The following is a 12,149-nucleotide window of genomic DNA, read 5'->3' as shown; positions in this document are numbered from 1 at the left end:
GGTCCACCTGCCCTCCTGGCGACCTGGGCTGACGTACCGTCAGCTCGCCCAGCAGCTCCCGGCGTACGTCAAGGACCTCGGCTTCACGCACGTGGAGCTGATGCCGGTGGCGGAGCACCCCTTCGGCGGCTCCTGGGGCTACCAGGTCACCGGCTTCTACGCGCCCACCGCGCGCCTCGGCGACCCGGACGACTTCAAGTACCTGGTCGACGCGCTGCACCAAGCGGGCATCGGCGTGATCATGGACTGGGTGCCGGCGCACTTCCCGCGGGACGCCTGGGCGCTGGCCGAGTTCGACGGCCGCCCGCTGTACGAGCACTCCGATCCGCTGCGGGCGGCGCACCCGGACTGGGGCACCCTGGAGTTCGACTTCGGGCGCCGCGAGGTGCGCAACTTCCTGGTCGCCAACGCGCTGTACTGGTGCGAGGAGTTCCACATCGACGGGCTCCGCGTGGACGCGGTGGCCTCGATGCTCTACCTGGACTACTCGCGCGAGCCGGGCCAGTGGACGCCGAACGAGCACGGCGGCCGGGAGAACCTGGACGCGGTCGCCTTCCTCCAGGAGATGAACGCGACCGTGTACCGGCGGGTGCCGGGCGTGGTGACCGTGGCGGAGGAGTCGACGGCCTGGGACGGGGTCACCCGGGCCACCCACCACCGGGGCCCGAGCGGCTTCGGCGGCCTCGGCTTCGGGCTGAAGTGGAACATGGGCTGGATGCACGACTCGCTCCAGTACATGAGCCAGGACCCGGTCCACCGCAAGTACCACCACGGCGAGATGACGTTCTCGATGGTCTACGCCTACAGCGAGAACTACGTGCTGCCGATATCCCACGACGAGGTGGTGCACGGCAAGGGCTCGCTGGTGTCGAAGATGCCCGGCGACTGGTGGCAGCAGCGGGCGAACCTGCGCGCCTACCTGGCTTACATGTGGTCCCACCCGGGCAAGCAACTGCTGTTCATGGGGCAGGAGTTCGCGCAGGGCGCGGAGTGGTCCGAGACCCGCGGCCCGGACTGGTGGCTGCTCGACCCGAACTACGGCGCCGCCGCCGACCACCGGGGCGTGCTGGACCTGGTCCGCGACCTCAACTCCGTCTACCGCGCGAGCCCGGCGCTGTGGACGCGGGACGTGCACCCGGACGGCTTCGAGTGGATCACCGGGGACTCGGCGGACGACAACGTGTTCGCGTTCCTGCGCCGCGACGCCGACGGCACCCCGCTGCTGGCGGTGTCCCACTTCGCCCCGGTGGTCCGCCCGGACTACCGGATCGGCGTCCCCGACGACGTGCCCGCGTGGCTGGAGGTGCTGAACACCGACGCGGGCCGCTACGGCGGCAGCGACGTGGTGCACCCGGACCCGGTCAAGCCGGAGCCGCAGCACCGGCACGGCCGGCCCGCGAGCATCCGGCTGACCCTGCCGCCGCTGGCGACGGTGTGGCTCAGGCCGGCCTAGGGCCTTTCTTCGGGATCTTGCCGCCGGTCGCGGGGTCTGGCACGCAGGCGAGGTAACTCGGCGCCGGCCTGATCCGGAAGAAAGGCCCTGACCCGCGGGCGGCGCGGCCGGTCGCCGCGTCAGGCCAGGGCGTCCGCCATCGCCCGGGGCAGCGCCCCCGTGTGGAGGACGCCGAGCCGCTGCGTGGCCCGGGTGAGGGCCACGTAGAGGTCGCTGGTGCCGTAACGGGCGGGCTCGACGACCAGGACGGAGTCGAACTCCAGGCCCTTGGCCTGGCGCGGGTCGAGGAGCACGACCGTGCGCGTCAGGTCGGGCTCGGCGCCGGCCGTGACCCCGTCCAGGCGGGCGGCGAGGCGGCGGTGCAGGTCGCGCGGGGCGATGACCGCGAGCCGGCCCTCGTCAGGGGTGAGTTCGGCGACGGCCTTCGCGACCGCGCCGGGCAGGTCGTCGGTGGCGCGGGCCCAGGGCCGTTCGCCCGTGGAGCGCACCGAACTCGGCGGCTCGAAGGCGGGGTCCTCGGCGCGGACCACGGCCGCGGCGACCTCCATGATCTCGGCCGGGGTGCGGTAGTTGACGCCCAGGCGGGTGTGCTCCCAGCGGTCCTCGACATACGGCTCGAGGATCCCCGCCCAGGAGCCGACGCCGCCCGCCTCGGCGGTCTGCGCGGGGTCGCCGACCAGGGTCATCGAGCGGGTCGGCGAGCGCCGCATCAGCAGCCGCCACGCCATCGGGGACAGCTCCTGCGCCTCGTCGACGATGATGTGCCCGAACGCCCAGGTGCGGTCGGCGGCCGCGCGCTCGGCGGCGCTGCGGTGATCGGCCTCCTCCTGGCGCTCGGCGAACCGCTCGGCGTCGATGATGTCGTGCGCGGACAGCACCTCGCTGTCCTCGTCGTCCTTGTCCTCGAACTCGTAGGTCCGGGACGCGTAGGACACGTCCAGCACGCCCTGCGCGTACGCGACCTGGGTCTCGTGTTCGCGTTCGGCGCGGGCCCGGGTCACCCGGTCGTCCTCGCCGAGCAGTTCGGCGGCCTCGTCGAGCAGGGGCACGTCCGCGACGGTCCAGGCCCGGGTCACCGGGCGGCGGATCGCGGCGGCGTCCTCGTCGCTGACGTATCCGTACGGGTCCGCGAGGAAGTCGGCGACCAGGCGCTCGGGGGTGAGCCTCGGCCACAGCTGGTCGATGGCGGACCAGACCTCGGGGTTCTCGGCGAGTTCGTCGCGGATCTGGGTGATGTCGCCGGCGCCGAGGAGGTTGGAGCCGTCGTAGGGGTCGGTGCCGATGCGCTCGGCGACCATGTCGGTGAGGGTGTTGAGGATGTGGCCCTCGAAGTGCTCGCGGGCCGCGTTGTGCGGCAGCTTCGCCGCCCGGGTGCGCTCGCGGGCCACGCCCACCAGCCCGTCGTCGAGCATCAGCACCTCGCGGTCGTGCTCGATGGCGATCACCGGGTCGGGCAGCGCCTGCCGGTCCCGTACGGCCTCGGCGAGCACGCCTGCCATGGCGGCTCGGCCCTTCACGGCGGCCGCCTCCGGGGTGTCGGCGGCCGTGGCCCGCACGCCGGGGAACAACTCGCCCACGGTCGCCAGCAGCACGCCGGTCTCGCCGAGGGAGGGCAGCACCTCGCCGATGTAGCCGAGGAAGGCGGGGTTGGGGCCGACGATGAGCACGGCACGCCGGGCGAGCAGTTCCCGGTGCTCGTAGAGGAGGTAGGCCGCCCGGTGCAGGGCGACGGCCGTCTTGCCGGTGCCCGGGCCGCCCTCGACCACCAGCACCCCGCGGTGCGGCGCGCGGATGATCTCGTCCTGCTCGGCCTGGATGGTCCGCACGATGTCGCCCATGCGGCCGGTGCGCGCGGAGTTCAGCGCGGCCAGCAGCACGGCGTCCCCCGTGGGGTCCTCGTGGCCGGTGCGGGTGGCGTCGCCGAGGTCGAGGATCTCGTCGTGCAGGGAGGTGACCCGGCGGCCCTCGGTGGCGATGTGCCGGCGTCGGGTGAGGCCCATCGGGGTGTGCCCGGTGGCCAGGTAGAAGGGGCGGGCGACGTCCGCCCGCCAGTCGATGAGCACGGGTGTGCGCTCGGTGTCGTCGGCGCGCAGGCCGATGCGCCCGATGTGGTGGGTGGTGCCGTCGGCGAGGTCGATCCGGCCGAAGCAGAGCGAGCCGTCCACCGCGTTCAGCGCGGCGAGCAGCCCGGAGCGCTCGGCCACCATGATGTCCCGCTCCAGCCGGGCCTGCATGGGCGTGCTGCCCTGCGCGAGGGCGTCGCTCACGCCGGCCTCGGTGTCACCGCGCAGGACGTCCACGCGCGCGTACAGGCCGTCGATGAATTCCTGCTCACGCCGCAATTCGCGGTCCGTGAATTCGGTGTTTGACAATTCCGCTCCCGCCCGGATATACTGTGCTCACTGAGCTTCTTTGCGACCCGATTTACCGGAAGTCGCGAACCACCGAATATACGCAGAGAAATCCCCCGGACGCAATCGTCCGGGGGATTTCTTTCGGCATTCCGGCTCAGAGCACGTCGGAGAGCTCCTCCAGCAGCCGCCGCTTCGGCCGCGCGCCCACCATCGAGCGCACCGGCTCACCGTCCCGGAACACCATGAAGGTCGGCATCGACAGCACCTTGTAGGCGTTGGTCGTCTCCGGGCTGGTGTCCACGTCCAGCTGGACCACCCTCAGCCGGTCCCCCTCCTCGGCGGCCAGGGCGCTGAGCACCGGCCCCATCTGCCGGCACGGCGGACACCAGTCGGCGGTGAACTCCACCAGCACCGGCAGGTCCGAGCCCAGCACCCGGTCCCCGAAGTCCGCGTCGGTCACCTCGTCCACACCGCTCGCCCTGATCACAGCTCCCGCCCTCCCAGCTCGCACACGGGTTCCGGGCCCCCCGGAACCAGCGACTCGGCGGCCAGCTCGGCCCGCGCCCGCTCGGCCCGCTCCAGCTGGAGGCCGACCTGCGCCCGCACCGCGCCCAGCTCGCCGATCAGCACGTCCAGCTCCTGGAGCTTGCGCCGGTAGACCTGGAGCGAGGCGGGGCACGAGTCGCCCTCCGGGTGCCCGGCGCGCAGGCACTCCACGAAGGGCCGGGTCTCCTCCAGGTCGAACCCGAAGTCCCGCAGCGTCCTGATCTGCGCCAGCAGCCGCAGGTCGCGCTCGTCGTACGTGCGGTGCCCGTGCGCGTCGCGCCGCGCGGGCAGCAGGCCCCGCGACTCGTAGTACCGCAGCGCCCGCGTCGTGGTCCCGGCCCGTTCGGCCAGCTCGCCGATTCGCATGCGTACGACGGTAGGCCTTGACGCGGACGTCAGGGCAAGCGCCGGCTTCAGACCAGCACGCCCGCCGACTCCTCCACCTCCAGCAGGGAGGCGCTGTGGCGCTCCTCCTCGAAGGCTTTGCGCCCCCCGCGCAGGCCGAACAGGCGCTTGGCGAGGGCGATGTAGAGGACGGCGAGGATGTTCAGGACCAGGGTGGTGATCTTCACCGGGCTGATGTGCTCGGTGAGTTCGTAGATCTCCAGCGGCAGGAAGGCGGCGGTGGCGACCACCGTGAGGTACTCGGCCCAGCGCTTGGCGTACCACAGGCCGACCGCCTCGATCAGCTCCACCAGCGCGTAGGCGAGCAGCAGGGAGGCGACCAGGAGGAGGGTGGAGTGCTTGTAGCCGAAGGTCTTCTGGATGGTGCCGACGACCGGCGAGTGGTCGAGGTCGTAGTGGAAGTGGCGGAAGACGGGGCGGAAGACGTCGAGGTACTCGTTGAACAGCCGCCGTACCGCGTCCTGGCTGTTGCTGAACCGCCACACCGCGATGGCGACCAGCACGATGAACACCCCGCGCACGGCCCGCTCCAGCGCGAGGAAGCGCAGGATGAACAGGTCGCGCAGCACCTTGCCGCGCGGCACCAGCGGGGCGTCCTGCGCGGGCCCCGAGCCGTGCGGCTCGCCGAGCACGAAGTCCCCGCAGCGCAGGCAGCGCCAGACCTCGCCGAGGGCGGTGTCGGCGTGCAGCCTGATGCGCAGCCGGGGGTCGTCGGGGGCGTAGGTCACGTGCCCCTTGCGCGCGCAGGTGCGCCTGTCCCAGTCGATCGCCATCCCCCGTGCCTCCATACGTGCCTGCGGCCGTGCCGCGCCGGTCGTTCCGGCACGGCACGGTAGTGCGTCGCGGTAAGAGACGACGGACGGCGCGTTTCAGTTCGCCGCGCTGCCCACCAGCTCCAGCTGTTCCCCGGCCGTCTCGGGCTCCGGCCCCGTGGCGGTGCCGCGCGGCAGCAGCAGGGCGACGGCGAGCGTGCCGACGCCCAGGATCACGGCGCCGACCAGGCTGGTGTGGGCCACCGCGTCCGCGAAGGACGAGCCGACGGCGTCCTTCATGTGGTGGGCGCCCTCGGTGAGCTGCCCGGCCTGCTCCTTGAGCCGGGCGGCCCGCTGGGGGTCGCCGGTGTGGGCGGCCTGCTCGGCGAGCTGGCGGGCCTTGACTCCGATGCCCTGGGCGACGGCGTATCCGGCGCCCACCGAGTCCTGGGCGGTGGACAGGGCGCCCGCGGGGAGCCCGCTGCCGGCGGTGGCGTCGGAGAGGTGGCGGGAGTAGGAGGTCGACAGCAGCGAGCCGAGGATCGCGATGCCGAGCGAGCCGCCGAGCTCCAGCGAGGTGTCGTTGACCGCGCCGCCCACGCCCAGTTCGGACTCGGGGAAGGCCCCCATGATCGCGTCGGTGCAGGGCGAGAGGGCGAGGCCGATCGCGAGGCCGAGGATCACCAGCGGCGCCACGAAGTCGCCGTAGGAGGAGGAGCCGTCGACCCGGGTGAGCAGGGCGAGGGCGGCGGTGCCGCCGACCATGCCGGCGGTGACGGTCCACTTCATGCCGACGCGCGGGGTGAGGTAGCCGGTGAGCGCGGAGCCGGCGAAGACCGCGCCGGCCAGGGGCAGCATGCGCAGGCCGGTGGCGAGGGCGTCATAGCCGAGGACGAACTGCAGGTGCTGGGTGAGGTAGTAGAAGGCGCCGAAGACGGCCAGGAAGAACAGGGCGACGGCGAGGTTGGAACCGGCGAAGCGGCGGCCGGCGAAACGGCGCACGTCGAGGATGGGGCGCGGGTGGCGCAGTTCCCACAGGACGAAGGCGACGAGGCCCGCGCCCGCGACGGCGGCGGCGGTGACCGCCTTGGTGTCCCAGCCGAAGTGCGGGCCCTCGATGATCATGTAGACGAGGGAGCCGGTCCAGAGGACGGAGAGCAGGCCGCCGACGTGGTCGATGCGGTCGTGGTGGCCGGCCCGGGACGGCGGGACCAGGACGAGGGCGGCGACCAGGGCGACCGCGGCGATCGGCACGTTGATCAGGAACGTCGAGGCCCAGCCGTGGTTCCTCAGCAGCGCGCCGGCGACGACCGGGCCGGCCGCGATCGCGAGGCCCGCGGTGGCGGTCCACAGGGTGATCGCACGGGCGCGTTCGGCGCGCGGGAAGGTGGCGGCGAGCAGCGAGAGGGTGGCCGGCATGATCAGCGCGGCGCCGACGCCCATCACCGCGCGGGCCGCGATCACGGTCGCCGCGCTGTCCGCCAGGTATCCGAAGACGGCCCCGCCGCCGAACACCACCAGCCCGAGGACGAGCGCGCCGCGCCGGCTGTACTTGTCGCCGATCGCGCCGAGCAGCAGCATCAGCGCCGCGTACGGCACGGTGTAGCCGTCGATCACCCACTGGAGGTCGGCGCCGGACAGCCCGAGGTCGCGGGTCATGTCGGGCGCGGCGACGGTGAGGGCGGTGTTGGCCATCACGATGATCAGCAGGCTCAGGCAGAGCACGAGCAGCGCCCACCAGCGCCGGGCGTAGGGACGGTCCGTCCGCCCGGCCGGTTCGTTGACGACGAGTCGCATGGCAGGGGTGGCCTTCCTCGGGTTCACGACGGAAACTTGCACAGTGGCGTGCAGTTGCACAACCATGTGCAATGTACGTCGCTGCACAGCACTGTGCAAGTCGAGGGAGGGCACAATGTCAGCCATGACCACGGGTAACACCAGCCGCGCCGACGCGAACCGGCGCCGCATCCTCGACGTCGCCCTCGCCGAGCTGCTGCGCGACCCCGACGCGTCCATGGACCAGATCGCGCGCGCCGCGGGTGTCGTACGGCGCACGGTGTACGGGCACTTCCCCAGCCGGGAGGCGCTGATCAGCACCCTCGTCGACGACGCGGTGCACGCGCTGGCCGCGGCCCACGCGGCGGGCCGGGAGGGCGTCGAGGACCCGGCGGAGGCGGTGGCCCGCTCGGTGCTGGCCGTCTGGCACATCGCCGACCGCTACCGGCTGCTGGTGGCGCTCGCCCAGCGCACGGTCACCATGCAGGGCATCCGCGAGCGCCTCGCCCCGGTCCGCAAGTCCTCCGTGGAACTCCTCCAGCGCGGCCTGGACAAGGGGGTCTTCAGCTCCGCGCTCCCCGCGCCCGCACTGGCCTACGTGCACGAACAGATCATGTTCGCCCTGATGGAAGCCGTGAACGACGGTCTCCTGCCGCCCTCCGAGGCGGGCCGCTCGGCGGCGGTCACCGTCCTGACGGCGACGGGGGTCCCCGCCTCCCTCGCGGGCGCCCTGGTGACGAGACTCGACGACTGACCGGGCGCGGGACGCCTCCTCGGGCAGGAAAAGGCCGAGCGGCCGGGCCCACGGGAGAGGTGGGTCCGGCCGCTCGGGGACCGCCGGGCGTCCGGCCCCGGTTCAGGCGGGGCGGGACGTCCGGAGCGGGTGGGGTGTCAGGCCCTGGCGAGTTCCTTCTCGCCGTCCTCGCGCTGCCCGGGCACGCCGGCCCCGGTGCCCGCGTCCTCGGCGTCGTCGAGGAGGGTGCGCTCGTCGAAGGGCAGCTCGCCCGCGAGCACCAGCCGCACCCGGTCCTTGTCGACCTCCCCGGTCCAGGTGCCGATCAGCAGGGTGGCCACGGCGTTGCCCGCGAAGTTGGTCAGGGCGCGGGCCTCGCTCATGAAGCGGTCGATGCCGACGATGAGACCGACGCCGTCGACCAGGGCCGGCTTGTGCGACTGCAGCGCGCCGGCGAGCGTGGCGAGGCCCGCGCCGGTGACCCCGGCGGCGCCCTTGGAGGCGACCATCATGAACAGCAGCAGGGTGATCTGCTGGCCGATGGACAGCGGCTGGTCCATGGCGTCGGCGATGAACAGCGAGGCCATGGTCAGGTAGATCATGGTGCCGTCGAGGTTGAAGGAGTAGCCGGTCGGCACGGTGATGCCGACGACCGGGCGGCTCACGCCCAGGTGCTCCATCTTGGCGATCAGCCGGGGCAGCGCGGACTCGGACGAGGACGTGGAAAGGATCAGCAGGAACTCACGTCCGAGGTACCTCAGCAGCTGGAAGATGTTGACGCCGGCCACCACCCGGGTCAGCGCGCCCAGCACCACCAGCACGAACAGCAGACAGGTGACGTAGAAGCCGAGCATGATCGTGGCGAGCGCCTTCAGGGCGTCCACGCCGGTCTCGCCGACGACGGCGGCCATGGCGCCGAAGGCGCCGACCGGCGCGGCCCACATGATCATGGCGAGGACGCGGAAGACCAGCCGCTGGATGTGCTCCACCCCTCGGAGAACGGGCTCGCCCCTGCGGCCCATGGCCTGGAGCGCGAACCCGACGAGCAGCGCGACCAGCAGCGTCTGCAGCACCTGGCCCTCGGTGAAGGACGACACGAGCGTGGTCGGGATGATGCCGAGCACGAAGTCGACCGGGCCCTCGCTCGCGGCCTGGGCCTGGGCGTGTCCCACGCCCTTGACCGCCTCGGTCAGGTGCATGCCGCTGCCGGGGTGCACCAGGTTGCCCACGACCAGGCCGATGGCCAGCGCCACGAACGACATCACCACGAAGTAGCCGAGGGCGAGCCCGCCCACCTTGCCGACCTTCGCGGCCTTGCGCACGGAACCGACGCCGAGCACGATCGTGCAGAAGATGATCGGCGAGATCATCATCTTGATCAGGTTCACGAAGCCGGTGCCGATCGGCTTCAGCTCCTTGGCGAAGTCCGGCGCGGCGAACCCGACCAGGACGCCGAGGGCGACCGCGGCGATCACCGCTATGTAGAGAAAGTGGGTGCGGTCCCGCTTGGCTGCGGGACCGGGTCCTGCGGCGGGTGCGGCGGGTGCCGTATCGGCTGCGCTGCTCACGAGCGGCCCTCCTTGACGACGTCGTCGGCATCACCGGCGTGCGGCTCACGTCCGGGGGTTTTCGGGGAATGCCGTGACTATCTCCCGCCGTGTGAGGGCGGTCACCCTTCCGTTCATTTAGTTCACGCCAGAACCGGGAGGCAGACTGACGGCATGCGCATACCCGGCTTCCCGAGACCCCGCAGCCTGGCGGGCCAGCTCTTCGCGATGCAGGCCGTGCTGCTCGCGTTCGTCGTGGCCGGATACGCACTGTTCACCTACGTCAGCGACCGCGGCCAGGCCGAGCAGTCGGCCCGCCGCCAGGCCACGGCGGTGGCCCGCTCGATAGCGGACGCGCCCTCGGTGCGGTCCGCGATCCACACCGCCGACCCCACGGCACAGCTCCAGCCGTACGCGCTCAGGGTGCAGAAGGACACCGGGGTCGACTTCGTCACGATCATGACCCCCGGGGGGATCCGCTGGACCCACCCGTCCGAGAAGCAGATCGGCAAGCCCTTCCTCGGCAACATCTACCGCGCCCAGCACGGAGAGACCTTCACCGAGACGTACACCGGTACGCTCGGCGCGTCCGTCCGCGCGGTCACGCCCGTGTGGGACGGCCGCCGGATCATCGGCCTGGTCAGCGCCGGCATCAAGGTGGAGGCGATAAGCCACCGGGTGCAGGACCAGGTGACGGCGCTGCTCGGGGTGGCGGCGGGGATCCTCGCGCTGGGCGGTGTCGCCACGTACGTGATCAACGCGCGGCTGCGCCGGCACACCCACGGGATGAACGCCGACGAGCTCAGCCGGATGCACGACTACCACCAGGCCGCGCTGCACGCGGTGCGCGAGGGTCTGCTGATGCTGGACGCGCAGTACAGGGTGGCGCTGATCAACGACGGCGGGCGGGAGCTGCTGGGCGTGGGCAGGGAGGAGGACGTGGTGGGGACGTCGGTGGCGGACCTGGGGCTGCCCGCACCGCTGACCGGGGCGCTGCTGGCCTCCGAGCCGCGGGTGGACGAGGTGCACCTGACGGACTCGCGTGTCGTGGTGGTCAACACCTCGCCCGTCTCGGGCGGTGAGCGCCGGGGCACGGTGGTGACCCTGCGGGACGTCACCGAGCTGCAGTCGCTGATGGGCGAGCTGGACTCCGAGCGCGGCTTCACCCAGGCGCTGCGCTCGCAGGCGCACGAGGCCGCGAACCGTCTGCACACGGTGGTGTCGCTGATCGAGCTGGGCCGCGCCGAGGAGGCGGTGGAGTTCGCCACCGCGGAGCTGGAGCTGGCCCAGGCGCTGACCGACCAGGTGGTCGCGGCGGTGAGCGAGCCGGTGCTGGCCGCGCTGCTGCTGGGCAAGACCGCGCAGGCCAACGAGCGCGGTGTGGAGCTGGTGGTGTCCGAGGACAGCGGCCTGGACGACGGACTGCTCCCGCCCGCCCTGCCGCCGCGCGACCTGGTGACGATCCTCGGCAACCTCATCGACAACGCCGTGGACGCGGCGCAGGGCCGGGTGCCCGCCCGGGTGACGGTGACGGCGTGCGCGGAGGCCGGGGAGCTGGTCCTGCGGGTCGCCGACACCGGTCCGGGGGTGGACCCGGCCCACGCCGGCCTGGTCTTCCAGCGGGGCTTCTCGACCAAGCCCACCGGCCCCGGCGGCCGCGGCCTGGGCCTCGCCCTCGCCCGTCAGGCGGTCCACCGCCACGGCGGCACGCTGACGGTGGCGCAGGCCGCCGGGGGCGGCGCGGTCTTCGAGGCCCGCCTGCCGCTGGCGGACGCCCTTGAGCCGGCTCCGCGCGCAGCCGCGGCCGAGGTGCCGGGAGGCAGGAGATGACGGGCTCGGCGCCCGGGGGGCAGCCGATCCGCGTGCTGGTGGTGGAGGACGACCCGGTCGCGGCGGACGCGCATGTGATGTACGTGGGCCGGGTGCCGGGGTTCGTGGCCGTGGGCAAGGCGCGCACCGGCGCCGAGGCGCGGCGGGCGCTGGAGCGCACCCCCGTCGACCTGCTCCTGCTCGACCTGCACCTGCCGGACGTGCACGGGCTCCAGCTCGCCCGCTCGCTGCGGGCGGCCGGTCATCACGCGGACGTCATCGCGGTGACCTCGGCGCGGGATCTCGCGGTGGTGCGTGAGGGGGTGTCGCTGGGGGTGGTGCAGTACGTCCTGAAGCCGTTCACGTTCGCCACCCTGCGCGACCGTCTGGTCAGGTACGCCGAGTTCCACGCGGCGGTCGGCGAGGCGAGCGGCCAGGACGAGGTGGACCGGGCGCTGGCCACGCTGCGCGCCCCCGGCCCGGCCGCGCTGCCCAAGGGCCTGAGCGCGCCCACCCTGAACCGGGTGACGGCCGCCCTGCGGGAGGCCGCGGAGGGCCTGACGGCGGCGGGCGTGGCCGAGACGGTCGGCATCTCCCGCATCACGGCCCGCCGCTACCTGGAGCACCTGGTCGACGCGGGCCGCGCCGACCGCAGCCCCCTGTACGGCCAGGTCGGCCGCCCGGAGCTGGTCTACCGCTACCTGCCGGCCGGAACGCCGGGGAGGTGACGGCGGGACCGGCAGGACCGCAGGACTCCTGGAAGCAGGGCCGGCG

10 protein-coding genes are annotated in these 12,149 nt (G+C 72.8%); 4 read left to right on the top strand and 6 right to left on the bottom strand.

Features of this window, described 5'->3' with window-relative positions; all coding sequences use genetic code 11:
* The coding region (gene glgB, locus IE249_RS15965; protein WP_189705478.1) for a 1,4-alpha-glucan branching enzyme at positions 1-1,453 on the top strand (1,453 nt) is incomplete at its 5' end.
* Positions 1,454-1,572: 119 nt separating this feature from the next.
* Here the strand turns inward: glgB and IE249_RS15960 are convergent.
* From IE249_RS15960 to IE249_RS15940, 5 genes are all read right to left on the bottom strand, one after another.
* The gene (locus IE249_RS15960) at positions 1,573-3,795 is read right to left on the bottom strand and encodes a HelD family protein (protein ID WP_189705503.1); all 2,223 of its coding nucleotides are present in this window, start codon (positions 3,793-3,795) and stop codon (positions 1,573-1,575) included.
* A gap of 166 nt (positions 3,796-3,961) precedes the next feature.
* Complete coding sequence (locus IE249_RS15955) at positions 3,962-4,294, bottom strand: thioredoxin family protein (protein WP_308434353.1); 333 nt, start codon at positions 4,292-4,294, stop codon at positions 3,962-3,964.
* Entirely contained in the window at positions 4,291-4,719 is a 429-nt protein-coding gene (locus IE249_RS15950; protein WP_189705477.1) for a MerR family transcriptional regulator, read from the bottom strand. Before IE249_RS15950 ends, IE249_RS15955 begins: the two co-directional genes overlap by 4 nt.
* Before the next feature lie 47 nt (positions 4,720-4,766).
* A complete protein-coding gene (locus IE249_RS15945) occupies positions 4,767-5,531 on the bottom strand; it encodes a DUF2127 domain-containing protein (protein ID WP_189705476.1) in 765 nt (254 codons plus the stop codon).
* Positions 5,532-5,627: 96 nt separating this feature from the next.
* Positions 5,628-7,307 carry a DHA2 family efflux MFS transporter permease subunit gene (locus tag IE249_RS15940; protein WP_189705501.1) on the bottom strand — a complete coding sequence of 560 codons (1,680 nt, stop codon included), beginning with the start codon at positions 7,305-7,307 and terminating at the stop codon, positions 5,628-5,630.
* Positions 7,308-7,422: 115 nt separating this feature from the next.
* Here IE249_RS15940 and IE249_RS15935 point away from each other — a divergent pair, with 115 nt between their 5' ends.
* Positions 7,423-8,040: a TetR/AcrR family transcriptional regulator gene (locus IE249_RS15935; RefSeq protein WP_189705475.1), complete on the top strand. Its 618-nt coding sequence runs from the start codon at positions 7,423-7,425 to the stop codon at positions 8,038-8,040.
* Positions 8,041-8,177: 137 nt separating this feature from the next.
* Here the strand turns inward: IE249_RS15935 and IE249_RS15930 are convergent, their stop codons facing one another.
* Complete coding sequence (locus tag IE249_RS15930) at positions 8,178-9,587, bottom strand: cation:dicarboxylate symporter family transporter (protein WP_189705474.1); 1,410 nt, start codon at positions 9,585-9,587, stop codon at positions 8,178-8,180.
* Positions 9,588-9,740: 153 nt separating this feature from the next.
* Here IE249_RS15930 and IE249_RS15925 point away from each other — a divergent pair, with 153 nt between their 5' ends.
* Both IE249_RS15925 and IE249_RS15920 read left to right on the top strand, forming a co-directional pair.
* Complete coding sequence (locus tag IE249_RS15925) at positions 9,741-11,396, top strand: sensor histidine kinase (RefSeq protein ID WP_189705473.1); 1,656 nt, start codon at positions 9,741-9,743, stop codon at positions 11,394-11,396.
* A complete protein-coding gene (locus IE249_RS15920; protein ID WP_189705472.1) occupies positions 11,393-12,103 on the top strand; it encodes a response regulator in 711 nt (236 codons plus the stop codon). Before IE249_RS15925 ends, IE249_RS15920 begins: the two co-directional genes overlap by 4 nt.
* Positions 12,104-12,149: the final 46 nt, after the last annotated feature.

The organism is Streptomyces anandii JCM 4720, from assembly GCF_014650655.1.
GTDB lineage: Bacteria > Actinomycetota > Actinomycetes > Streptomycetales > Streptomycetaceae > Streptomyces > Streptomyces anandii.
Note: the sequence above shows the minus strand (reverse complement) of the source record. Positions and strands in the feature narration are given on the sequence as shown.

Excerpts from the sequence above, each read along its gene's own strand:
- IE249_RS15935 (WP_189705475.1), top strand. The coding sequence starts at position 7,423 with ATGTCAGCCATGACCACGGGTAACACCAGCCGCGCCGACGCGAACCGG.
- IE249_RS15945 (WP_189705476.1), bottom strand. The coding sequence starts at position 5,531 with ATGGCGATCGACTGGGACAGGCGCACCTGCGCGCGCAAGGGGCACGTG.
- IE249_RS15920 (WP_189705472.1), top strand. The coding sequence starts at position 11,393 with ATGACGGGCTCGGCGCCCGGGGGGCAGCCGATCCGCGTGCTGGTGGTG.
- IE249_RS15950 (WP_189705477.1), bottom strand. The coding sequence starts at position 4,719 with ATGCGAATCGGCGAGCTGGCCGAACGGGCCGGGACCACGACGCGGGCG.
- IE249_RS15940 (WP_189705501.1), bottom strand. The coding sequence starts at position 7,307 with ATGCGACTCGTCGTCAACGAACCGGCCGGGCGGACGGACCGTCCCTAC.
- IE249_RS15925 (WP_189705473.1), top strand. The coding sequence starts at position 9,741 with ATGCGCATACCCGGCTTCCCGAGACCCCGCAGCCTGGCGGGCCAGCTC.